A 24,658-nucleotide genomic window follows, 5' to 3' on the forward strand; every position below is an offset into this window, starting at 1 on the left:
AGAACCAACTTACTACGGCACCCCGACTGACATTGCTGACCCTGTCACTGTAACTATCGCAGCAAAGTTCCTTTATCGCCACAATTAGACTTTACACCTGGTGGAGTAAATAACGGATTAGGAAGTGTTGTAGCCGCAGGAAATGCTGTAGCGATTCCTTTTGCTGAATTCCACGTTTATGATTCTGCTGGAAAACGTGTGCAACAAGGTGAAACGAATACTTCGGGCCATGCGATTTTTGAAATGCCAAAAACTGCTGGCACCTACACTTTGAAAGTGTATTCACGTTCATTTAATGATTACGCAAAGATTAGCGTTTTAGAAAATATTTATTCGAATACACCTTATTCGATTTCCAAATCCTTTACGATCTCTAGTTCCGATATCGCATCTGGAACTTTAGATTTAAGTGCTAGCCCTGTCTATGCAGAAGCTAATGAAAGTGCTTCAACGAAGATTGAAGGTGGCGCCTTTAATATCATGTTTAACGTGTTAATTGCGAATGAATATATTCGTCGCAATATTCACAAAAACGGGGCTTCAAATGATGGTACCCCATCTTTAGATTCCGATGAGTGGTGGGTCGCTGATAAGGTAACAGTCTATTGGAAAGCGGGCTTTAATCCTTATACTTATTTTGGATCTTCAGCGCCGTTGTCATTTTATTCACCTGGCGAAAAGAAATTATATATTCTAGGTGGCAGCAGCGGCGACGTGAAGTCCGCTGATACTGATCACTTCGATGATTCAGTCATCCTTCATGAATATGCCCATTTCTTAGAAGACACTTATGGAAATTCCGCTTCACCAGGCGGTTCACATACTGGAAACTTCGTCATTGATGCCCGTCTGGCATGGAGTGAAGGCTTTGCTAATTATTTCCAAGGCGCAGTGCTAACTGGTGCTGACGCTTTTGATAACTCAGCTAGTGAAACACGCATTCCTGCAGCTAAAAGATATCATTATTACGTTGATACCTACGGCTACAAGGGTGGCGGTTCGGCGGGTATTGGGGTTCAATTCAACCTTGCTGCCGTTGGAAGTGATATTTCAGAGCCGGATAGTACGTACGGCGACCTTGCGGGTACTGGCACTTTCCGTGAGGTTTCAATTTCTAGAACTCTTTATAAATCCACTCGCGCAACTACAGAAAGCTATGCACTGACGAAGGCTGGCGGTGGCGTGTCGTTTGAAAATATTTGGAAAGTTTTTGCAGGTGAAAACACGAACGGTTACAGTCGTTCAAATCCACTTCCTTACAGTCTAAATAAAACAACTTCTTTCCCAATTCCGAACTCTGGTCTTTTCAACTGGCTTCTTACTAAAAATGGCGTAGCTGGGGCCGAGTGGAATAGCATTTTAAGTGAAGAAAAACAGAATAAGACAACTCATGATTATGCTTATCTTTTAGCTGCGGCGACCTGTGCCGGGACTACTTTTAACGGTGGTGCCGTTGAAACCGGAAACAGAATGGGCAGCGACCCGATCAATCGTTCTCACCAACAAATGAACAATGATTTCTATTTGTATTACCATGATGGCACCGGCACGAATTTAAGTATTAGTTATTCGACAACTGGCAATGCTCCCGATTTAGATTTGATTCTTTACCGTAAATCTTACGTCTACTTTGAAGATGACCACTGGTATGGCGGATACTCATCTAATTATGTGGCGAAATCCAGCCGCACTGTCGGGGGGACTACTGAATCCGTGAGCTTAAGCGGCTTGGCCGCTGGTTACTACGTATTGAACGTAAAGATCAACGCTTACGGAAAAACTCAATCCCAGATGACCGGAACCTCAACTTACAAGGTTTATAAAACTGGAGTACAACTATGTGGAACAGAACAACCTTAACAGTTTTATCCTTAGGATTAGCGGTTGGAGTTTTCGGGGGGAATTTTTTCCTTTCTAAAAATCAATCTGAACGCAAACCTTCTTCTGTGACGCATTGGAAGCCTGCTCCGATGGGGAAGCATCTTGCCTTATTAAAAGTCGAAATCGCGCAGCCAGAAATTATTCCAGAAGAAGGCAGTGAAGAAGTGACTTTGCTTGGAAGAATTCTTGTAAATCAAAAAATGGATTCTGATCTTACTTACTCTTGGACTTTACCAGAAGGTGTTGAAGTCATAGAAGGAAACATCTCTGATACTTTATCTTCCGTGCATACAGGCCAGATCGTAGAAGTCAGACTTGTTGTTTCTGGCTTTAACCGTGAAAAACAAAGACTGATTTCTTTAGAAGCAAACGGTGCACAAGGCACTCGCGCTATGGGGAACTCGGCTGTTCTAGCTAGCCGCCCAGAAGAAACTTTCGAGGCCGTAGCCCCGGAACTTAAAAAATCAGCCGAAGAACAGCTTGGGACAGAATTCAAATCCCGCCGCTAAGCCAGAACCGTTCAAAAATGGTCAGATGCAAGGCGGAGGTTGTTTTGCGAAACGGAGGCGTGGCAGCGCCACGTCGGAGAGTAGTAAAACGGCCGACAACGCAGTCAGATGGCCGTTTTTCAACGGTTCTACATCGGAATTACTTCGATTTCTGGGTTGAATTGATCTCTTAAAATCCCTTCAATCGCCATCAGTGTGCCAGATGTAGCACTTGGGCAAGTACCACAAGCACCTTGGTAAAATACGTAAAGCTTGTTGTCTTCGTACTTCACCACATCCAGGTCACCACCGTCACCTTGCAATCCAGGACGAACCGTGTGATCAAGGATCTCTTCAATCTGCTGAACTTCCGGTGGCAGACTTGCTCTGCGCATTTTCTTTTCATCCACTTGGGTGACGTTCGGATTATGTGCCGCCATTCTTGTTTGAATCACAGCGCACACGTTCTTTTGCACTTCTTCAGGATCAGCATCAAAGTTATGAGTGATCGTGATAACGTTTTGAAAGAAGTGAACTTGGCGAACGTTTTCAACTTGGAACAAAGCTGAAGCCAGCATGCTCATCTCTGCTTCCTTAGCATCAGCATAAGTCGCTTTGCCTTCGTTAAGAACAGGACGATCCAATACGAACTTCCAAGCGTTCGGATTAGGTGTTGCTTGAATACGAATTAGTACATCTTGCGCGTTCATAATAACATCTCCCGGGCTTTCACCACGGCCTTCACTAATGCATCAATATCATCGTGATTATTATACACTGAAAACGAAGCTCTGACTGTGCCTGGGATACCAAGTCTTGCCATCAATGGCTGAGTACAGTGGTTTCCGGCGCGAACAGCGACCCCTTCACGGTCAAGAATTTGACCAACGTCAGAGTGGTGAGCCCCTTTTAAATTAAAAGAAACAATCGGACCTTTATTCGCGGCAGTTCCGAATATTTTCAAATCCGGAATAGCAGAAAGTTTTTCTGTCGCTACTTTTAATAGATCCATTTCATAAGCATGGATTTTATCAAAACCGATCTTTTCGATAAAATCGATAGCCGCATGCAAGCCCACGGCACCTTCGACGTGTGGCGTTCCCGCTTCAAATCTAATTGGCACATCATTAAATGTCGTACCTTCGGTAGTCACTTTAGAAATCATCGCCCCGCCACCTTGGTAAGGAGGCATGTGATCTAAGATTTCTTTTTTTCCGTATAAGATACCAAAACCGAATGGCCCAAAAAGTTTATGCGCAGAGAATACAAAGAAGTCACAATCAATAGCTTGAACGTCGACTTTGCCTTGGGAAACGATCTGAGCGCCATCAATTAAGACTTTGGCGCCAACATCGTGGGCCAATTTTGTTAATAGCGGCATATCCGTGTTAGTGCCAAGTACATTGGAACTAGCCGTGAATGCCACCATCTTGGTTTTAGAAGAAAGTTTGCTTTTGAAGTCTTCGACGTTCAATTCGCCGTTATCATGAATAGCTGCGAATAAAACTTTTGCTCCTACCTTTTCAGCAACGATTTGCCAAGGAACGATGTTCCCATGGTGTTCCATTTCGGTAACCAAGATCTCGTCACCTTTTTGTAGGTTCGTTAAACCCCAAGAATGAGCGACAAGGTTAATACCTTCTGTAGTCCCACGAACAAATACAACTTCTTCTTGTTGGCGAGCACCAATGAACTGCGCGACTCTATGACGAGAAGATTCAAAGAATCCCGTCGCCACGTCACCAAGATAATGAGCACCTCTGTGCACATTTGAAGTTTCAAAAGAATAGAAATGAGAAATACGATTTACTACGGAAACAGGCTTTAAAGTCGTTGCAGCACTATCAAGATAAATCAAATCCTTGCCATACACTTTTTGTGTTAGCGCCGGGAATTCCCCACGAACATCAGCAAAGATTTTATCTAAAGCACTACTCATACTTAATTACCTACATGAAGCTTTTTAAAAGCTTCATCCAAATGACGAGTCAGCCATTTTTGGATGCCGTCGTCAGAAATTTTGTAAATCACTTCAGATAAGAAACCATAACTTAACATCGGAATAGCTACCGATTTCGGGATGGCTCTTGACTGAAGATAGAAAAGCTCTTCACGGTTTAACTGTCCTACAGTTGAACCGTGGGCCGCTTTCACATCGTCAGCATAAACCTGCAAACAAGGTTTGCTGTCAGCCTCAGCTTTTGAACTTAACAACAAGTTGTTATTAAGCTGGGCTGAATTAGCCTTTTGCGCACCCTTTTGGATTAATACTTTACCTACGAAGGCAGCTCTTGATTCATCATCAAGAATACCTTTGTATAATTGATTGGTATTGCAATCGCCCACTTGGTGATCGATCACAGACGTATTATCCACGTGCTGAGAACCCTTCACAGCGTAAACGCCTAGGATCTCAGAATTTGAACCAGGTCCGGTTAACAACACTTCTAAAGAGTGACGAGAAAGGCCGGCACCGGTTGCAAACGCTAAACTTTCTAAAGTCGCATTCTTAGCAACATGGATACGAGTTCTACCGATGTTGATCGCATTTTCTGATTCAGCCTGCACGCGTGTGTAGCTAACTTTTGCATTTTCCGCGATTTGCAAATCCAAAACGGAATTTACAAAATATGAAACGCCGGTTTTACCGTAATAGCTTTCAAGAATTTTAACTGAAGATCTAGTTCCCACTTCTACGCGAATGCGTGGGTGCACCATTAAAGCAGGTCCACCTTCAACAGAAGTGAAAAACACGAAATTCACAGGTTTTTCCACAGAGGTTTCTTTAGCTAAGGCCACGACAAAGGGTTTTGCTAAGTAAGCTCCGTTTAAAGCATCAAAAGTGTCATCAAAGTGATTTGGATACTCTGAAAGCTCACGCAATGTGAAACCGTGAGGAAGCTCCGAAGATAATGTTTTATTTAAAACACCATTAAAGAACACTACATTGGTGAATTCAGGATTTAAGATCTTTTTAATTTCTAAAATAGTGTCATGGCTTGGCTCTACCGGATTAAAAGCGCTTGGCATGAAGTTCACATCAGCCAAAACTTTTACATTCGTATAATGCCAGTCTTCATCTTTACGGCTTGGCAACCCCTTATGAAGAGCATAGTCATACCCAGCCTGACGGAAAGAAGCTAACGCCCCTTCTGCCGGGTAGGCTTGACTGAATCTATCGTAGGTAGAAAGTAAGTTCATAGCCATAACCTATTTTTCCAACCAGTCGTAACCTTTTTCTTCAAGCTTCAGGGCAAGGGAACTATCACCAGTTTCGATGATTTTTCCGCCCAATAAAACGTGAACGAAGTCAGGCTTAATATAATCTAAAAGTCTTTGATAGTGAGTCACTAGAACAATCGCGTTGTCTTTGCGGCGAAGTTTATTAACACCCTCAGAAACAATTCTTAAAGCGTCAATATCAAGACCAGAGTCAGTTTCATCAAGAAGTGCCAAACGCGGAGCAAGCACCGCCATTTGCAGGATTTCATTTTTCTTTTTCTCACCGCCCGAGAACCCTGTGTTCACAGGACGATCCAAGTATTCTGGCTTCATACCGACAAGTTTTAACTTCTGAACTAGGAATTCACGGAACTCCCCTTCAGGCATTGGTTCAGAACCTTGATGTTGCAAGATCGAGTTAAAAGAAGTGTGAAGGAATGTGAAGTTAGAAACCCCTGGCACTTCAATTGGATATTGGAAAGCAAGGAAGATACCTTCTTTAGCGCGCTCATCCGGCTCAAGCTCTAAAAGGTTTTTCATCATGAAGTTGATTTCATAATTCACTTCACCAGAAGTCACTTCGTACGCTGGGTGACCAGCTAGTACTTTAGATAAAGTAGATTTACCAGAACCGTTAGGTCCCATGATCGCGTGAACTTCACCTGGCTTGATTGTCAGGTTTAATCCTTTAAGGATTTCTTTTTCTTCAACTCTTGCGTGTAAGTTTTTAATCTCTAACATCTTTAATACCTTTTCTAAACTTGCCTACTTCGACGAAGTCGAAGTGCAGACTAGCCAACTGAGTTTTCTAATTTCATCTCAATAAGTTTTACTGCTTCCACAGAAAACTCTAGAGGCAACTCTTTAAAGACCTCTTTACAGAATCCGTTTACAAGCATTGAAATGGATTTTTCCATATCAAGACCGCGGGATTGCAAATAAAAGATCTGATCTTCACTGATGCGTGAAGTGGTTGCTTCATGCTCAATCGTTGCAGTTTTATTTTTTACTTCAATATAAGGGAATGTGCTTGCTGAACACTTATCACCCACTAGCATGGAATCACACTGTGAATAGTTACGAGCGTTTTCAGCTGAAGGCATGATCTTCACTTGGCCACGGTAAGTGTTTGAAGACTTATCCGTAGAAATACCTTTAGAGATGATCGTGCTTTTCGTGTTCTTACCGATATGGATCATCTTAGTTCCAGTATCAGCTTGCATAAGATCGTGAGTCAGCGCCACAGAGTAAAACGCACCTTCAGAGCCATCACCCATCAATACGCATGATGGATATTTCCAAGTGATCGCTGAACCTGATTCAACTTGGGTCCAGGAGATTTTAGAGCGTTTACCTTTGGCATTACCACGTTTAGTAACGAAGTTATAAATACCACCACGGCCTTCTTTATCGCCCGTGTACCAGTTTTGCACTGTTGAGTATTTAATTTCAGCATCATCAAAGGCCACAAGCTCTACCACGGCGGCGTGAAGTTGATTTTCATCACGTTGTGGAGCTGTACAACCTTCTAGATAATTTACGTATCCACCTTCATCACACACAAGCAAAGTTCTTTCGAATTGGCCGGTGTCTTTGGCGTTGATACGGAAATAAGTTGATAAATCAATCGGGCAACGCACCCCTTTAGGGATGTAGCAGAAAGATCCATCAGTAAAGACTGCTGCATTTAAAGCGGCATAATAGTTATCTGTGTATGGAACAACAGAGCCCAAATATTTTTTTACTAATTCAGGATGTTTTTGAACCGCTTCAGAAATAGAGCAAAAGATGACTCCCGCTTTTTCTAAAACTTCATTATGACTTGTACCAACTGATACAGAGTCAAACACCACGTCTACCGCAATACCAGAAATACGTTTTTGTTCTGATAAAGGAATCCCTAGCTTTTCAAAAGTTTTAATTAGCTCTGGATCTAAATCATCCAAAGATTTTGGTTTATCAGCTTCAGCTTGGTTTTTCGGAGCAGAATAATAAACGATATCTTGGAAATCGATTTTTGGATAAGAAACATGCGCCCACTCTGGCTCAGTCATTGTTAACCAGTGACGGTAAGCTTTTAAGCGGTACTCAAGCATCCATTCAGGTTCGTTTTTCTTTCCAGAAATCAAACGAATGATATCTTCGTTTAAACCTTTTTGAACGGCGTCGGTTTCGATCTCTGTCGTGAAACCGTATTTGTATTCGTAGGACTCTAGTGGATTGCTAGAAGATTTATTGTTGTTATCCATGGAAGTCTACCTCCGCTGATTTTTTGAAACCAGCTTGGGATTTTTCGACAAGCAGATCTTTTAAGCTTAAGCCTTTATAAAATTCAGTAAGTCGATGATTTAAATTCGTGATCGGAGAAACGATGTTGCAAGTGCCTTTGATTTCACAAGGTTCTTCCTTGTGCAGGCACTTCACTAGCGCTGTGGGACCTTCGATAATTTCTAAAAGATCTTGCATTGAAACTTTCGCAAGGTCTTTCGTGATTTGGTAACCACCATTAGCACCATATTCAGCGCGAAGAATGCCGCCTTTTTGTGCCATTTGTTGCATCACGCGGGCAGTAGCATCAAAAGGAGTATGAAAAGAATCAGAAACCTCTTTTGCCGAGGTTAATTCGCCTGGAATCTTTTGGCTCATGTGCTTTAAAGCCATGAGGGCGTATTCTAATTTACGATTGATTTTATTCATAAATTCTCAATTTCAGCTTTCAAGCTTTCGCTATAAGCACAGTGTGTCTTGGCTTTCTAAACGAAAGTGTAATGAAAAACAAGGTTAAATACGCCATATTTTAGCGTATTTAAGGTAATGACAGAAAACTTTGTGCTGGTTCCAGAAAAATATGCTGATTTCAATAATTTAGGGTGCTATACGAAAGGCTTATGAGAATCTTTTTCATCACGCTTGTAAGCTTTATTGTCCTTGGTGTCCTTATCTTGATGGCCCGTATTTGGGGCATGGGTCAAACCTTCCCTAAATTTGAACACGCCTTTTTTAACGGCCCGGCTCCGCTGATTATCGTTAAAGTGGACACTCTTGATAAAGCGAAACAGGTTCTGGCGCAGAAATCAGATGCGATTCTATGGTTGGATGTGCGTCTTTCTAAAGAACGTACTCCTTATATTTTAGTGGCATCCCGCGATCAGGAATTTTTGACTTTTAAACAAAAGCAACAGGAAGAAAATCCTTCCGCTCCGATTTTTACAGGCGGCAGACTTTCAGAATATACCTGGGAGCAGATCAACGAGTTTTATAAAACGACTCCTGCACTTAAAGAATTTTACGAACAATTTCCGACGACGCGTTTTGTGTTAAACATCGTTGATAACGTTTCTGATGCGCATACTGCGATTATGAATACAATTGAAGGATTTAAACCTAACGACAGAACTCTTATTCAGAGTGATGCTCTTATTATAATGACTTCAATCAAAGAATTAAAACCGCAATTCGTGTATGGGACGAGCACTCCTGATTTGATGCGACTTTTGAGTTTTGATTCAATGTGGATTCTGCCTTCGACACAATTTAAAGGTGACGTTTTTATCGCGCCGTTTACTCTAAAAAAACGTCCTGCGTTTAACGATGAAATCATCGCAGAAATGCGTCGAAGACACTTAAGAATCTTTTTGGGCCCAATAAGAAATCAAGAAGAGTTAACAATTGCGACTCGTCATAAAGCAGAAGCGTTGATCACAGAAAATCTTTCTGAATTGCTTCTTCTCCTCGGCGAAGGTCCTGCACAATAGGTTGAACTCGCCTGCATTTGGGCATATCGTTTTAGGGAACCCCAACGGAGGTCCTAGATATGTCCGCAATGTTTGTAAACGTGGCCGAGGCCGCACCCTCTGTATCAGTGAACACGAGCTCCATTGATGCGATTTTTCAAGCTAGCCCTGTTGTCCAACTGACTTTATTAATCCTTATCGTTTTATCTGTTTTCTGCTGGGCGATTGGTTACACGAAATATCAAACTTTCGTGAAAATGAATCATTCCGATAGCTTGTTCTTAAGCAAGTTCTGGAAAGTAAATTCGCTAGATACTTTGTATGAAGATATCGATCAATATAAAGACTCTGCAATCGCGCGCGTCTTTAAAACGGCTTACCTAGAAATGAAAAAGATTTCTGAGTCCCCGCTTCTAGCAAAGTCTGAAGGTGATAAGCCAATTCTTTCTGGCATTGATAACTTAGAACGTGCTTTGAACAAAGCCTCTGAAAATGAAATCGCGAAACTTGAATCAAGACTTACCGTACTTGCAACAACCGGAAGTACAGGTCCTTTCATCGGTCTTTTTGGTACCGTCTGGGGGATCATGGGTTCTTTCCATAAAATCGGTCAAACTGGTACAGCTAGTTTAGCAGTTGTGGCGCCTGGTATTTCTGAGGCATTGATCGCAACAGCGATTGGTCTAGCGGCCGCGATCCCAGCAGTTGTCTTATATAACAACTTTATTTCTCGTATTCGTAAGCAAGAAGTTGTGCTGATGAATTTCAGCTCTGACTTCTTAAACATTGTTAAAAGAAACTTCTTCCAAGGAAACTAACAATGGGTATGGGAGCTAGCGGCGGCAAATCTAAAAGCCGCGCAACACTAAGTGAAATCAACGTTACGCCTTTAGTGGACGTGATGTTGGTGTTACTTATTATGTTCATGGTGACGACACCATTGATGCAGCAAGGGATTTCTGTGGATCTTCCTAAGACAGCAGCATCCGGTGTTGAAATGAAAGAGGAGCCTTTCGTTTTAGTGATTGGGCCTGATCAAAAAATGACGATCGCTAAAGCTCGCATCACCATGGAACAACTTCGTCCTAAATTAAAAGCGATATTTGAAAATCGTAAAGATAAACAAGTGTACATCCAAGCGGACCGCAAAGTGGATTATGGCTTCGTCGCGGAAGCCATGGCAGAAGTTCGTGCCGCTGGGATCTTTAACATTGGCTTAATCACGCAACCTAAAGATCAGTGAATCATCTTGAGCTTGAACCACAGAAAAATGAGCAACTTTCCCGCGGCTTAGGGATTTCCTTTGCCATTCACGCGGTGCTATTGTCGTTTTTTGTATTAAAGGCGGCGTTATTTACGCCGGAAGCGATTGATTTTTCCCAAGCCATTCGTGTCGATATGGTGGGTTTGCCTGATAAGGTTGAACCAAAACAGTTAGCGCCACCGACAGCCGAAGAAGCAAGACCTGCGCTTCCTGAAAAAGAACCACCAAAGCCTGTTGCGAAGCCAGAACCTGTACCAACGCCACAGCCAAAGCCTCAGCCAAAACCTGAAGCTCCGAAACTTCCGCCGGTGGTGAAAAAAGAAGACGGCATTAATTTAGAAAAAGTAAAAGCTAAGCAGCAAAGTGCGATTGAAAAACTAAAAGCCATGGCGGCATTAGAAAAGATCAAAGACGAAGTTCAGGCAGAAAGAGCTAAAACTCCCCCTGGTGCTGGCAAAGCTGATTCGGGAACGCAAAAAATTAAGGGCAATGTTTTGTCTCCTGGCACTTCGTTAACGGGTTTATCAAAACTGCAGCATGATAACTATGCTGGAACACTTGATCAGCATATTAAACAAAACTGGTCGCTTCCAGAATGGTTAGCAAAAAGAGATTTTAAAGCCCAAGCGCGCGTGTTTATTGATTCGCGTGGCAATATTTTGGGAAGAAAAATTGTTAAATCTAGTGGTAATCAAAGCTACGATGAAGAAGTATTAGCAACTATTGATCGCTCTGCTCCTTTCCCGGCTCCGCCAGAAAAGTTTTTAGCGATTGTGTCTGTCGATGGAATCTTAATTGGATTCCCCGAATAGGAGGACCCTGTGATAAAGAATCTGTTAGCGCTGTTGATCGTTTTAAATCTTATTCCGATTTTTGCTAAAGCTCAAGAAAGCGGCATTTACATTAAGCTTGGTGAAGCTCGCACGAAAAAAAGTTTGATGGCTTTACCGGCTTTACAATATTTCGGTGCGCCTTCTTCAGCGTCTAAGTATCAATCCGTCGGTGTTGAGATTTTTAATACCATCACTAATGATTTATCTGTTTCATCTTATTTTCAGTTCATTAGCCAAACGGCTTTCTTAGAAGACACTTCTAAAACGGGACTTATGCCAGCTCCGGGTCAACCTAATGGTTTTAAGTTTCAAAACTGGTCCGCGATTGGTGCTGACTTTCTTATCCGCGCTGGTTTTTCGATTGTTGGGAATGAGCTGACTTTAGAAACTTATGTTTATCATGTACCGCGCGCAAGCTTAGTGGCTGGGAAAAAATATAAAGGGCCATTAGGCAGTGCTCGGCGTATTGCCCATACTTTTTCTAATGATGTGTTAAAAGCGTTAACTGGTAAAGAAGGTCCGTTCCTTTCTCGCGTTGTTGTTTCTAGTGACCGTGACAATTCAAAAACAAAAGAAATTTTTGTGATGGATTGGGATGGTGCGAATATGGATCAAGTAACGAACCATAGAACGATCTCGATTTCGCCAGCGTGGTCACCAGATGGTAAAAAGATTGCTTACACTTCTTATGTAAAACGTGTTGGTGCTAAATTTAGAAATGCTGACATGCTTTTATTGGATCTTGCTTCCGGAAAACGCAATTTAGTTTCTTACCGCCAAGGTATGAACTCTGGCGCTGCGTTTGCTCCGGATAATAAACATATTTATCTAACGATTTCCCAAGGGACTAATCCTGATATCTATAAAATGACTTTTGACGGCGCACTGGTGGCAAAAATCACGAATGGTCCAGCCGGAGCTATGAACGTTGAACCGACGGCTTCAAATGACGGACAAATTGCTTTTTCATCAGATCGTGCGGGCCGCCCGATGATTTACACAGCTGATGCAAATGGGAATGGTGTTAAACGTATTACTTTTGCGGGTGTGTTTAACTCTTCGCCTTCGTTTTCTCCAGATGGAAAGAAAATTGCTTTCTCTGGCCAAAGTGAAGATCACTTTGATGTGTTTGTGATGAATGCAGATGGAACTGGCATGATTCGTTTAACTTCAGCGAAAAAAGCTAATGGCAGATTCGCGAACAACGAAGATCCAAGCTTTTCACCTGATGGCCGTTTTGTGATGTACACAAGTAACCGCACTGGAAAGAATCAAATTTATATTTCCACGGTTGATGGCACTGAAGAACGCCGCGTAACTAAAGATAGTTACAACTACTATAAACCGCGCTGGTCTAAGAACATTGAGTAATCTTCCTTTCGAGGAAAATCTAAGAAAAGAGCGAAACGAGATCTGGTCTCGCTTCGCTCTTTTAGCTAAAAACAACTCTGAAAATCCCTATGAGATCTGCCGGCAATGGAGTTTGGCTGCGGATGATCTTTTAACCCGCGCTTTTGATTACTGTTTTGCGGGTCAAAAGGTAGCCTTGTTTGCTTTAGGTAAGCTTGGTTCTTTAGAGCTGAATTTAAGTTCTGATGTCGATGTGCTTTTAGTTTGTGAAGAAGAGTCTTCGCAAGCTCTTTCAAGTCTGCGTAAGTTTCAAAAGATTTTAAACGAACGAACCGCCTTGGGTTTTGTGTTTCGCGTAGACTTTGATTTACGTCCCGGTGGTAAGCAAGGGCCTTTGCTTCCGACTTTAGATCAATTTAAAGACTATTATGGTAATTATGGCGAAACTTGGGAGCGTCTAGCGTTTGTTCGCTTGCGTGCGATTTGTGGTGATGCCGGGATTCAAAAAGAAGTTTTAGGCTTTGCTAAGAAATTTTCTTTTAGACGCCATTTAGATTTTACTTTGCTTGAAGACTTAAAAAGTCTGCGTACGAAAATCCAAGGTCATTACTGGGCACGAACTTCTGAAAACACGATTGATTTGAAACTTGGTTTGGGTGGCATTCGCGATGTCGAATTATTTGCTCACGCCCTTCAAGTCATTCACGGGGGTAAAGATCCTTCACTGCAAGTGAAGGGCACAACTGAAGCCTTTGGTCTTTTAAAAGATAAAAATCTTTTACCTTCCCATGAAGCTGACTTTTTAATTCGTCATTATTGGAATTTACGGATTTTAGAAAACTACGTGCAGGCTTTGCATGATGAACAAACCCATCAGCTGGATACAAGTTTGTTGCATCCTGATTTTGTTGTGGATGCTTTAAAGACATTAAAATCTGAAATGCGTCAGTGTGAACAGATCGTTAAAAGTCTTTTAGGGGAAGCACCGAAAGAAGTGGCTTTAGAAGAGGAACTTTCTAAAGCAGGCTTAAATGAAGCTGACATTGAAGAATTGTGGAAAGAAATCATTGGCCAAGAAGTCCTTTCTCGTAACAAAGGCCGCGATGAACTTTCACGCAAAGCTTTCTTAGCGGCGTTCCTTGAAACTTTGCAGGAGCAAAAGGGCGATATTCGCCGGGCTTTGTTGCTCTTAAAAGATTTCATTCATAGCACTCGTGCAAAAGCTAGTTTCTTTGCAATGCTATTACGGGAAAAAGATTTATTAAAACAACTGGCTTGGTTGTTTGGGCATTCTCCGTATCTTTCGCGCATTCTATGTAATCGACCTGAATTATTAGATAGTATCGTTTACCGTTCACAGAATGAACACTCTGATGATCTTGGGACTTTGTTAGAGGAACTTGCTGAAAAGCGTCTGTTATCAGAGATCATTAACGGGATTGGGTTTTTAGAAGATAAGAATGTTCCGACTCTTTTAAAAAATCTTTCTTCGGTTGCTGATTCGGTCGTTGTGGCTTTGCTTTCTGCTTTAAAAAAAGAATATACATCTGACATTGAAGTTCTAGCTTTAGGTAAATGGGGCGGGAAAGAATTGGGTTTCAGATCTGATCTTGATTTCATTTTCGTCGTTAACGATGAAGCCACTGAAAACGATCTGAAGGTTGCTAAACGTTTTATTACTCGTCTGACTGAATCACATCGCGGGGGAAATATTTATTCCATCGACATGCGCTTAAGACCATCTGGCAAAGCGGGCCCCTTAGTGATGGCGAAAAAAGATTTAGATGAATACTTCACTAAGGAAGCAGCGGCATGGGAACGTCAGGCTTATCTTAAAGCTCGTTGGGTGCTAGCAAATTCTACTCCCCTACCCGTTTCTAAATTTATTCAGCGTGGACTATCGATTGATGAGTTGGCGGAGCTCGAGCGCATTCGTTTGCAGTTATTATCCCAAGGTCCGAACGTGAATTTAAAGTACAGCGAAGGCGCTTTGGTGGATCTTGAACTTGCTGTGCAGACCTATTTACTTTTTCATAAGATCACTCCGCAGGATGCTTCGACTGCAGGTTTTTTTGCGGAATTGCAGAGTGAAGGCGCTGTTCTTTTGCATAACTATGAACGACTGCGTCAGATTGAACAGATGCTTCAGCTAGTTGCGTCAGAGGCGGTCGTCGAAGTGTCTTTAAATCATGAGTCTTTCCAAGCTCTTGCCTTAGCGCTTCAAGTGCCTCCGCCGGATCTTCTAAATGAGATTCATTCTTTGCTTGCGGACAATATCGCCATTTTGAAGAACCTTGACCCTCGCAGGCAGCCTCACTAATAGTGGTAGAAATGTTTTTGAATACTAGCTTTAGTCGAGGGGCCTAACGGTGCTTTGGATGATGGCTCATTCGATTACAACAAAACCAGGAGTAAAAATGTCGAAGAATATCGATATTAAAAAGGTTTTTTGGATCTACCTATTTGCATTCTTACTAGCGGCTTTTAGCTTCCGCGCCGATGCAAAGACTGAGAAAAAAGCGACAACGAAGGGAAAAGAAATGTTCGCACTTTTTGAAACAAACAAAGGAAACTTCAAAGTAAAACTTCTTGCTGATAAAGCTCCGAAGACTGTTGAAAACTTCGTAGGCCTTGCTGAAGGCACTAAAGAATGGACTGATCCTAAAACGGGCCAAAAAGTTAAAAAGCCTTTCTATGACGGTCTAACTTTCCACCGCGTGATCAAAGATTTCATGATTCAAGGTGGTTGCCCACTTGGAACAGGAACTGGCGGCCCAGGCTACCGTTTTGACGATGAATTCCCAGCTGGCCAACAAAAGCACTCTAAGCCAGGCATCCTTTCAATGGCGAACGCAGGTCCTAACACTAACGGATCACAGTTCTTCGTAACGACTGTTCCAACTCCATGGTTGGATGGCCGCCACGCTGTTTTCGGAGAAGTTGTTGAAGGCATGGACGTAGTTCACGCTATCGAAAACTCTAAAACAGGCGCAATGGACCGCCCGGTTGAGCCTGTAGTTATTAAGCACGTTACTATCACTAAGTAACTTGTTTTTAAAATTTGGATTTGTGAAGGCTTCCCGGTGACGGGAGGCCTTTTTTATTTTTGAGTACCAGGATCTAGAAGAAATGCAGATTCGACACATCGCTATTATTGCTAACTCATTCACTCCACATCAAAGAATGAAAAAATAATGACGCTAAAATTAACATTCTCTGAATTCAGAATTTTTCTAAGAATTAAGAAGTAAAGGGCTTCAAAACGAAATAGCTACCTTTTGACGCGAAAAAGAATGGCATCATCCTTGGAACAAGAGGGCACATCGCTTCAACCAAGGAAAAAAAGTGAACTTAATAAAATATTTTTTTGTAAATTTAAATCGTGGAATCACATGTGCTGCTTTCATTGGTGGCACGCTCTTACCATTTACTGCCAACGCATCCCAGGCTTCAGAGAATATAAGCCTCAGCTTTAAAATTGCTAACTATTGGGCTTATTATGGCGAATATTCAACAGACGGCAGAGACCTTCAAGAAAGTCTTTCTAGGCTGAGTGATTTGACTTCGAGAATCTATTCAGTAACTTCTGAAGAAGCCTACGAGCTGCTTAAAAAAGATGTTCTTTCTCAGGGCGGTCCCCAATTCCTACTTAGCACCGTCGGAACTGAGCGCATAAATTTAGGTACCCGACTTGGATTGCATAATGAAGTAGATGCGTATGTTCAAGCAGTTAATAAACTGAACCCCTCATTTGGTAAAAGCCTGAGTAATTTGGCGGATGAGATCCAATTTGGTCCAAACTATGAAATTCAATCTGCTTTGATGCCCCAAAGATTCGACGATATCAAAAAATGTTTTGATTATTGTGGGCTTTTTTTCCTTGGTCTCCAAAATAACAGAGTCGCAGAAGATATCTTTAAAGGAGTTTTAAAAAATCCAGGTGATTATTCGGAAAACGAATGGACACAAGTTCATAACAGATTTCCACAAAGTCGCAATAATACAAAACATTCCTTTCGCCAAGGTGTCGACGTTAAACTCGTATCAGCTTCTAACGAATGTGTAACAACCTGTATCAGGGATGTTGCTGTAGGTGCTGCGGGAGGTTTTTTCGGAGGATTGAAATTGGGCTCAGCACACCTTGCGGTCGCTGGAGGTGTATTAGGAGGCTCTTTAGGAGCACTGACTTGTTCGTCAACTATGGGATGCAACAAATCAAGAGAGCAAGAAAGGCTCGAACAAGAGACTTCGAGAATTAACGCTGAAAAAAACAAACTTAAAGCTGAAAATGACCTTAAAGAGGAAAGAATGAGGGCACAGGAGCTTCGAAAAAAAAATGAACTGAATGATAAGGCTCAACAAGAAAAAGAGGATAAAGAATCGAGAAATAGAATTAAAGAACACCATGAAAGAATAGTAGAGGATAAAATTAAAGAAGCTTCCGATCCAGGTAAAAATAAGGACGCCAGAAGTGATTCATCTGCATCATGCGAAACAACCAAAACATGCGATAACACTGCGAACGCACTAGTTATCCCAGGTTGGGAAAGAGAAAAAGAATTTAACGAGTACGACAGACCGGGTAGCACAAAGCCATGGGAAATTCCGCATACCTCAAACGATTTGATGGATTATCATGGAAATGACATTGGAATCCCCGAGAGTGAAGAGCAAATCGATAAAAAAGCAATCCGAATCATAAAGACTTCCGATAACGACGGTTATCTTGGAGGGATTTTAGATAGAAACGGTAGAATAGTTACACCGAGAGATATGTCCAGTACACCGATGCCACATATATTAAATGAAAGATCCGGTAAACTTCCCCAGCCAGTTCCGGGTATAAACATGCATTCTTTTGGAAGATAATTACATATGAAAGATTTGATAAAGCAAAATGGACTGTTAAAGATAGCGATCTTTGTGACGTTAGTTTTCTTATCCTCTAGTCTGACTATTTACTTAGGTTTTATTTCAATTGAAAGCATTTATGTTTCAGCTCTAAATAAGGATTTGAAACTTTTTATTTCCAGCGTGTTCTATCCCATATTGTGCGTGATCTTTTTCGGCGTTAGTTATAAGGACTTCTTTGGAAAAAATCGCAGACCGCACTTAAATTATAAACATGTGTTAATGCTTCTCACTTTAATAATATTAATCGGAATAGGTTTCGCGATTGAAAATAACGGAGTTTATTCTTTTATTGGACTCGCCGTAATTGTTCTTTTTGTACTTAAACTTCTTGTGGATTACTTAAAAGACAATATTGATAGTCCTTATTGGGAAAAAGAAATTGCTATAGAGAGCCTTCAGTTAGAAAACTTAATTGAATGCATCAAAAAAGAATTCTTTATAGTAAAAATCACCACTAATACTGATTCAACTATCGTGTCTGGTTTTGGGTTATGGTCGGTACAGGCGACTGTTAAACTTTACAAAACCAAGGCAATCATCCGTGTTCATCCCATGAATTCGGCAATTACATTTTTTTTGTTTTTAAAGATTATGCCTGCCCCTTTAGGGAAAATTTACGGGAACCGACTGATCAAGAAACTAAACATTTAAATTTATTTACTTACAAAACTGCTTAGCCTTAATCCAGTAAGCTGGTGAACAATAGTCATCTTGCCAGTGGTTTTTTATATTTGTGGTGTAAGCGTAAAACCACGTCACATGGTCTTTCTGCGAAGTCAGTTGAACTTGATCAGGCATGATATCTGGTACTTTACCGTTTAAAGAATAACACCAGCCGTAAGCGCGAAGTTCTGTTTGTGAAACGATTTCCATGGCATCAATGCCTGTTGGCGTGTTGATGATCGAATTAAATCCGCTTTCTGTACCGATAAAAGGAATTTGATTTTGCGTAAGGATTTCGACCGTCAACGTGCCTAGGGATTTAGAAAGGTCTACTTCAGTTTTACCTTGATGAACGGGCTTCGTGTCACAAGGACCGAATACTTGCCAAGTGATGGCGTGAGCGTGAAAAGCAAATAAAGATAAGGCTAAAAAGACGACTGATTTCATGGCCCAACCTCTACCCTAGAGGTCGGCCATGCGCAAGCTTCTAGCGATCTTCGGGGCTTTCTGGGTTCTGTTTGCGAACTTCTTCCATATCGACTTCTTTGGCTCTTTTTACGATTTGCTCAAAGACTTCTTCGTTCACGGCCCCGGGCTGCATAAAGATGATATCGCGGTCTTTAATCACAGCAAGCGTCGGGATAGATTTGATATCAAAAGTCGCAGAGATTTCTTGTTCTAAATCAGTGTTGATTTTACCAAAAAGAACCTCTGGATATTTCTTAGCAACCGATTCAAAAATCGGAGCAAAACGTTTACATGGTCCACACCATTCAGCCCAGAAATCTAAGATGATAAGTTCGTTTTGTTCGATGGTATCTTTGATGTTGTCTTTAGTGACATCAATAAGGGACATAAAGACTCCTTTTTTCCTAAATTCTGTCTTAGCTGATCCAGCCAGTTATTCAATCCTTAAAACCCGTCATGTGATTACAGTACCGACAGGGGGGTGCCCACAAGCGGCTCTGTCTCATCTTGAGATGGGCCTTCTTCTGTATATTTCAGCTGAAGGGCCCAGAGCTTGCTTCTATTCACTGTGAGACAAAGTGTCTCATAGGAGTAGTCCATGACTTGGTTTAAAAAGATTCTAACTTTGATTGCCCTTATCAATCTAGTAGTTTCACCAGCCTTTGCTGGGGCCGCTCCTCAATGGTCTGAAAAAGAAAAAGCGCAGCTAGAGCAATATCGTAATTATCTGGAACCTCTTGGGTACCGCATGACCCTTGATTCTGAATCTAAAAAAGCCTTAGTCTATGACAAGAACACTAATAAATTGGCGATGGAAGTACCATTTGCTAAGGAATCCCAACTTAGAAAGTTCTCACCGAATTCTTTAAATAAGATGCTAATGGACGAGATGGTCCGTGTTAAAGCAGCCTCGAAATCTTCCTGGTCACACTCCGTCAGAAACCTTCCTACTGAATCGGCGATTTTCTTCGTCGCTATGGGTGCGGTGGTTGCTGGTCAATTAATTACTAATTATTCGCAAAATCCGACGGCTATGCAGCAACACATTGATCATTCCCTTTCGCCACTTGGAGTTTTTGGCTTTTTTACCTTCATGTATTCACAAGGTGTAACTTCAAACGTACTAGCGATGTATATGAAGAACCCAAAGTTTCATCACATGATTCCTTATCTTGGAATGACGGTTGGTGCTTTCTTACAAACATATCTTTCACAAGTAGTGTCAGATCCAAATGTTATGGCTTGTGCGAAAGTTATGATAGGCGGAAAAGTTTCGGATAAAGCGCTAGCTGCTGGTGCTGACCAAGATCCCTGCTCAAAAGCTTATGAGTATCTTGTAGTACATAAAAAAATCTGGGAGTTCGCACCAGGTATCGTTTCAATGCTAATCTCTTCTGGCCTTGCTGGTATGGCGCAATCAATAGTTACAAAGACCGTATTGCGCATTACTGGAGTTGATATTGCTCTATGGTTGGTTCCAGGTTCAATGCAGCTAAAAGGTATCAGACTATTACTAGTAAAAGGTCTTCAAATTACTGCGTTCGTAGCACTTGATATGTGGTTGAACCGAATTGTCGTTTCCACATGGAAAAATATGTACGATGGCGCTGCCTTCTATGATGTTAACGACAGAATTAATGAACAAGTTAACAACCTAAAGAAAAGCAAATGGTCAGGAAGCGATAAAGATCTTCAGGCTGAGATTAAAGACTTCAGAAAGAAAATGACTGATTGGCGTATGATGAATATGTCAGAGATTTATGAGGCACATCAAAATTGGACAAACGCCCTTCAGCAGCTAACTTCAATGTTTAATACAAGTCACAGCTTTTATAATGCTTTCGTTAATGAAGTAAGAAACACTCACGACGAAAATAATCCTTATAAGTTCCTTAAGGTGACTTATCCACTTAATGGCGTGACGGCTAAGAACCTTTCCGACGATCGCAAAGACTTATACTTTATTAAGCCTCAGTATATTGAAAGTATGCAGATTGAAACTGTAAAAGACACAGTTACTTTAGCTGAAGGTATTTTAGCCTCAGCTGATAGCAAATACATTTTCGAACCAGAGAAGAAAAGATTGGCTTCAATCCTTGGTAAACTTCGCTCAGACAATCGGGATGTAATTGGAACTGGGTTAATTGAGCTAAATCAGGAAATTTTCCATGCAGTACAGAACCTTTCGGCATCCACGCAATATCGTGACGCACTTAGAACTATCCAACAGTCATTAGGCAAACCTGATCCAATGATGGAACCGGGACGCGGATGGTTGGAATCTTATGCTCAAGCTCCAATGAACGAGGAAACTGTTAAAGGTGCGAGATACTATCGCCAAGTGGGCATCTTCATGACACCGAAGGTGACAGACTATCTTGTCATGCAGATGATTTGCGGTCCAGATATCGAAAAAGGAGAAAAAGTAGTAAAAAACTCTGTTGGCTTTCCATCTGTTTTCCTTCCACCGCAGATTAAGAACAGCAGTGACACTTTTACGGTGTGTGATCATCTAGGCATGGCGCCTTTAAGAGCGAAAGACATCTATAAATACAGTCTTCAAACTTCTTCTTCTAAAAAATATGAAGGAGCAATTGATTATCTTTCTAATGAAATTCGTCCTACAGTTTTAAATTCAGACACAGAGTCTTTTCAAAACTGGTGGAAAAATAAAACCGAAGCGCAAATGCAACAAGCATTTGAAGAATACGGCAAAAGCTATGACCAGATCGTTGCAAAAATGGTAAAAGCTATTTACTACCCTGGCCGTACCTTCTTTAATGGGCGCCCCCTAGTAACAAATCCGGTTAAGACTGTTAAAATCTACTTTGATAAGATAACTCGAGATCGTTATCTTGAGGGTGGACCTATCTTTAATGGTGGCATGAACGCTTCCTTCCAGGAAGAGCGCGTTTACCTTGCGCTTCTATCAGAACTTCTAAATCCATCAGAAAAATTTGATGTTGATATGGCTAAGATTCTGGAAAAAGAAGTTACACATCCAGTTCTTAAAGAAGTGGATACACAGTTTGCAGTATTAAATGGACTAATTAAGAGAATTAAAGTTGTTCAAGTCGAAGGACGTGAGGCTGTTGAATCTGATCTCGAAAACTATCAACTGGAAGAACAGCTAACTCACATTCAAGCCTCTTTAAAAAAGGCTTCAGATGCTTTAGGCGTTGGCGACTCAGAATCAACTGCATCAATTAAGCTTAACAAGCAACAAAGAGATCTCGCTGTCACTGCACTTGAGCAACTGCAAAGTTTAGCAACAGAAGTGATGATGTATGGATCGATGGCGAACGCTGTAAGCTGGAGCAAAATTAGAAATATTAAGAAAATGGATATCGAACAGCAGAAGTTTAACAATGAAATTCAAGCTCGCTTGAGCGCTTTAAGAGGCGTTGCAATGCCAGGGAATCACTAGAATGATAAATCTCAGGCTTTCTTATTTAATTTTCCTGCTTGTATTCTTAGGAATGCAAGCTTGCACATTTAAGAAGATGCCTGCGTCTAAAACTGAACAAATTAAAGTAAATGAAAGCGGCAATTCCTCCGCCAAGTCCCTGAATGAAATTATAAATAATGGTAGTAATGGTGAAGTAATCGCTGCTTTAGAGGCGACTTCTAGGGAATCTCTAAAAGGTTTTATACACAGGGGCGACAGCATTCTGGATTTAATAATAAAACGCGGAGATGATGGCTTACTTTCTCTAGTACTCACTAAATATCTGTCGCCGATGAATTTTAATGAAGCGTCCGAATCTATTTTAAATAAAAACGTAAAGCTTAAAGAGATACACGATAGCTTTCTGAATAACACCATCAACGATCTTTTCTATGATTATCTTGGTTCTGAAGCGGTAAGCCGCGTGGAACTTGCCTTTGATGAGTTACAGGTAACAACTTCGGCATGTAAGGCAATATTCAATTCTGCAATTGGCAATAGATTCTATTCCATTACCGGGAAATCAATTTATGTCTACATGCGAGTGACAGATGATGCAGCATCCATTTTAAATAAGATTTTATCCACAAAACAATGTGCCAGCCTAAAAAGTAATTTTGCCTCCGACGAGGTTAGGAATTTGTTTGAGCTTGAAATTATTCGCCAGGCAAGGAACAGATTCGAAAGCTCCAGTCTTTTACAGTTTTTTGCGACTCTAAATACCGTAAAAAACGCCTCAATTAATATTAATCAGGAATATCAGGTTAAAGCTGACCCTAGAATTCTGCTTTTCCTGTCTGATATGACCGATGACGAGTGGAATGAAAAGGTTGATAAATGGTGGCCATTTCTAACACAGTTTGTGAATTCGGAAATCACATCATTCTATTTTTATCAATTAGATGACAATCCAGATATTTGTAACAGTAGGAAAAGAAAAGTCCATTCTAAATGTATAAACTCTAAAACAATTGTTCAGGAAATTTGTGCACCATTAGGTTTGAAATGTTATATTGAGCCCTATGATGACACTTGGCCTTCGCCTCCAGAGGTTATTCGATGAGCCAATTAATTTTGCTGACAATATTTATTTCATTAGTTGGTTGCTCGTTTTCTAAAAATAAGCCGCAAGATCCAACCATTTATGAAACTATAAAAACACGCAATTCAGAAGTTAAAGAACAACTAATTAGTTTGAGTTATAATGCCGATCTAAAGTTAATAGAATCAAAATTAAATAAGTTCACTGCTAAAGACCTTAATTTGCCTTGGGGAACTGATGAAAATCTTTTACAGCTTTTAGTTAATCTAGGCAGTGAATCCCACTTGGATATTTTCCATAAGCATGGTCTTTCTCTTTATCTTCCGATTAAAAACGGAAACGCTGCCGAATATTTGTTAAAGCGGATTCATGACAAATTGAATAGAACTGGAAACTTCTCTCCTCAAGTTGAATTGGAAAATAAAGCTTTAACTTATTTGCATAATCGACAGACCAACGACTATGAGATTCTAAAGGAAAGCATTAATAGAAATGATTTTGTAAGTGCCGCCATAGCCGTTAATTCCAAAGATATCTCGTGTGAGTTTTTGAACGAGGCCTTAATTTTAGGTGTCGTATCAGAAGAAGTTCTCACTCCACTGAATCGAATTCTTCAGTTTATTAATGATGTGGGATGTAAGGCAAATTCAATAGCTCCTGGAAGGGCTGTTCAACTTTATCACCTTGAAGTTCAGCGCCAATTTCAATCAGAATTCAGCGAACCCCACCTATTAAATTATCTTTTGAACAACTATCCGAATCTAAGTTTAATGATTCCTGTTGGACCCAGTGGCTCACTTGTACATATCGGCGCATTGTATCGAATCTCAAAAATTTGTACTTTTGCTAATGAAGAAAGGTTTAAAAAAGGCCAGCCAAGCTGCTATATCGACCCAAACAGAATAGAAAAGGTAGAAGGCGTTACAGAGCAAGTCTTTGCTGTCTCCCAAAGGTATATCCAGTACTATTCACCTCCGAATCAGCTCGCTGAAGGATTTGATAATAAGGCTGATGTTTTTTTGAAAGAGATCGGCGCTAAAGAGATTGAAAAATTTGATCTAGTGATTATCGAAGACGGTAAGCTAAAGTTCAGTCTAAGAACATTAGCTGTCGATCAATCTAGAAATGAGGATTTTACCAGTCCGATTGTGTCCATCTATAGAGAGATGTTCGGGCAACCATTCGATTATAATCCGGATGCACCTGTCTCAAAATGAGACGTCTAACAAAAATTGTTATACCGTCTGAAGGTTTACACCTCAGTTCTAACCTGTAATATTTAAGAGATTTATAAGCTGGCGAGGATCTTGCTCTATATAAAACTATAATAATAACTATACTTGGAGTGAAT

The 24,658-nt window shown here is 41.0% G+C and carries 22 protein-coding genes; 14 read left to right on the plus strand and 8 right to left on the minus strand.

All coding sequences use genetic code 11. From position 1 onward, the window contains the following. Positions 1-198: 198 nt before the first annotated feature. On the plus strand, positions 199-1,860 hold the full coding sequence (locus MNR06_RS11105) for a hypothetical protein (RefSeq protein ID WP_243536017.1): 1,662 nt from the start codon (positions 199-201) through the stop codon (positions 1,858-1,860). Further along, entirely contained in the window at positions 1,839-2,390 is a 552-nt protein-coding gene (locus tag MNR06_RS11110; protein WP_243536019.1) for a hypothetical protein, read from the plus strand. The genes MNR06_RS11105 and MNR06_RS11110 overlap by 22 nt, the downstream gene beginning before the upstream one ends. 128 nt (positions 2,391-2,518) lie before the next feature. Here the strand turns inward: MNR06_RS11110 and MNR06_RS11115 are convergent, their stop codons facing one another. The 6 genes from MNR06_RS11115 to MNR06_RS11140 are packed head-to-tail and all read right to left on the minus strand — an operon-like array spanning position 2,519 to position 8,288. After that, a complete protein-coding gene (locus MNR06_RS11115) occupies positions 2,519-3,079 on the minus strand; it encodes a NifU family protein (RefSeq protein ID WP_243536021.1) in 561 nt (186 codons plus the stop codon). Beyond that, complete coding sequence (locus MNR06_RS11120) at positions 3,076-4,308, minus strand: aminotransferase class V-fold PLP-dependent enzyme (RefSeq protein ID WP_243536023.1); 1,233 nt, start codon at positions 4,306-4,308, stop codon at positions 3,076-3,078. The genes MNR06_RS11115 and MNR06_RS11120 overlap by 4 nt, the downstream gene beginning before the upstream one ends. A gap of 2 nt (positions 4,309-4,310) precedes the next feature. Further along, entirely contained in the window at positions 4,311-5,570 is a 1,260-nt protein-coding gene (gene sufD / locus MNR06_RS11125; RefSeq protein ID WP_243536025.1) for a Fe-S cluster assembly protein SufD, read from the minus strand. A gap of 9 nt (positions 5,571-5,579) precedes the next feature. Then, the gene (gene sufC / locus MNR06_RS11130) at positions 5,580-6,332 is read right to left on the minus strand and encodes a Fe-S cluster assembly ATPase SufC (protein ID WP_243536027.1); all 753 of its coding nucleotides are present in this window, start codon (positions 6,330-6,332) and stop codon (positions 5,580-5,582) included. Between the two features lie 50 nt (positions 6,333-6,382). Further along, entirely contained in the window at positions 6,383-7,840 is a 1,458-nt protein-coding gene (sufB, locus tag MNR06_RS11135) for a Fe-S cluster assembly protein SufB (RefSeq protein WP_243536029.1), read from the minus strand. After that, positions 7,833-8,288: an RrF2 family transcriptional regulator gene (locus MNR06_RS11140; protein ID WP_243536031.1), complete on the minus strand. Its 456-nt coding sequence runs from the start codon at positions 8,286-8,288 to the stop codon at positions 7,833-7,835. Before MNR06_RS11140 ends, sufB begins: the two co-directional genes overlap by 8 nt. A gap of 191 nt (positions 8,289-8,479) precedes the next feature. Between MNR06_RS11140 and MNR06_RS11145 the strand changes: the two genes are divergently transcribed. The 9 genes from MNR06_RS11145 (at position 8,480) to MNR06_RS11185 (ending at position 18,337) form a co-directional block, all read left to right on the plus strand. After that, entirely contained in the window at positions 8,480-9,346 is an 867-nt protein-coding gene (locus MNR06_RS11145) for a PI-PLC domain-containing protein (protein WP_243536033.1), read from the plus strand. 59 nt (positions 9,347-9,405) lie between these two features. Next, positions 9,406-10,143 (plus strand): protein TolQ, encoded by a 738-nt coding sequence (tolQ, locus tag MNR06_RS11150; RefSeq protein ID WP_243536035.1) that lies wholly within the window; start codon positions 9,406-9,408, stop codon positions 10,141-10,143. A 2-nt stretch (positions 10,144-10,145) separates the two neighbouring features. Further along, positions 10,146-10,568, plus strand: coding sequence for an ExbD/TolR family protein (locus MNR06_RS11155; protein WP_243536036.1), 423 nt, complete (start codon positions 10,146-10,148; stop codon positions 10,566-10,568). Continuing rightward, positions 10,565-11,401, plus strand: a complete 837-nt coding sequence (locus MNR06_RS11160) for an energy transducer TonB (protein WP_243536038.1) — start codon at positions 10,565-10,567, stop codon at positions 11,399-11,401. The genes MNR06_RS11155 and MNR06_RS11160 overlap by 4 nt, the downstream gene beginning before the upstream one ends. A gap of 9 nt (positions 11,402-11,410) precedes the next feature. Further along, positions 11,411-12,793, plus strand: coding sequence for a translocation protein TolB (locus MNR06_RS11165; protein WP_243536040.1), 1,383 nt, complete (start codon positions 11,411-11,413; stop codon positions 12,791-12,793). Further along, the gene (locus MNR06_RS11170; RefSeq protein WP_243536041.1) at positions 12,786-15,092 is read left to right on the plus strand and encodes a [protein-PII] uridylyltransferase family protein; all 2,307 of its coding nucleotides are present in this window, start codon (positions 12,786-12,788) and stop codon (positions 15,090-15,092) included. The genes MNR06_RS11165 and MNR06_RS11170 overlap by 8 nt, the downstream gene beginning before the upstream one ends. Positions 15,093-15,312: 220 nt before the next feature. After that, complete coding sequence (locus tag MNR06_RS11175; RefSeq protein WP_330220903.1) at positions 15,313-15,819, plus strand: peptidylprolyl isomerase; 507 nt, start codon at positions 15,313-15,315, stop codon at positions 15,817-15,819. 298 nt (positions 15,820-16,117) lie between these two features. Next, positions 16,118-17,641, plus strand: a complete 1,524-nt coding sequence (locus MNR06_RS11180; protein WP_243536045.1) for a hypothetical protein — start codon at positions 16,118-16,120, stop codon at positions 17,639-17,641. Positions 17,642-17,647: 6 nt separating this feature from the next. After that, positions 17,648-18,337 carry a hypothetical protein gene (locus MNR06_RS11185; protein WP_243536047.1) on the plus strand — a complete coding sequence of 230 codons (690 nt, stop codon included), beginning with the start codon at positions 17,648-17,650 and terminating at the stop codon, positions 18,335-18,337. Positions 18,338-18,343: 6 nt separating this feature from the next. On the opposite strand, the gene MNR06_RS11190 is transcribed toward MNR06_RS11185, so the two are convergent. Both MNR06_RS11190 and trxA read right to left on the minus strand, forming a co-directional pair. Beyond that, positions 18,344-18,796, minus strand: a complete 453-nt coding sequence (locus tag MNR06_RS11190) for a DUF4430 domain-containing protein (RefSeq protein WP_243536049.1) — start codon at positions 18,794-18,796, stop codon at positions 18,344-18,346. A 40-nt stretch (positions 18,797-18,836) separates the two neighbouring features. Then, the gene (gene trxA, locus MNR06_RS11195; protein WP_243536051.1) at positions 18,837-19,205 is read right to left on the minus strand and encodes a thioredoxin; all 369 of its coding nucleotides are present in this window, start codon (positions 19,203-19,205) and stop codon (positions 18,837-18,839) included. Positions 19,206-19,415: 210 nt separating this feature from the next. On the opposite strand from trxA, the gene MNR06_RS11200 reads away from it, so the two are divergent. Genes MNR06_RS11200 through MNR06_RS11210 form a run of 3 tightly spaced genes read left to right on the plus strand, consistent with a single transcriptional unit; the run spans position 19,416 to position 24,524 of the window. Further along, positions 19,416-22,244, plus strand: coding sequence for a hypothetical protein (locus MNR06_RS11200; RefSeq protein WP_243536053.1), 2,829 nt, complete (start codon positions 19,416-19,418; stop codon positions 22,242-22,244). Position 22,245: 1 nt separating this feature from the next. Further along, complete coding sequence (locus MNR06_RS11205; protein WP_243536055.1) at positions 22,246-23,328, plus strand: hypothetical protein; 1,083 nt, start codon at positions 22,246-22,248, stop codon at positions 23,326-23,328. Continuing rightward, positions 23,325-24,524, plus strand: a complete 1,200-nt coding sequence (locus tag MNR06_RS11210; protein WP_243536057.1) for a hypothetical protein — start codon at positions 23,325-23,327, stop codon at positions 24,522-24,524. The genes MNR06_RS11205 and MNR06_RS11210 overlap by 4 nt, the downstream gene beginning before the upstream one ends. The last annotated feature ends 134 nt before the right edge of the window (positions 24,525-24,658 follow it).

The organism is Bdellovibrio reynosensis (assembly GCF_022814725.1).
In the GTDB taxonomy this organism is placed as follows: Bacteria; Bdellovibrionota; Bdellovibrionia; order Bdellovibrionales; family Bdellovibrionaceae; genus Bdellovibrio; species Bdellovibrio reynosensis.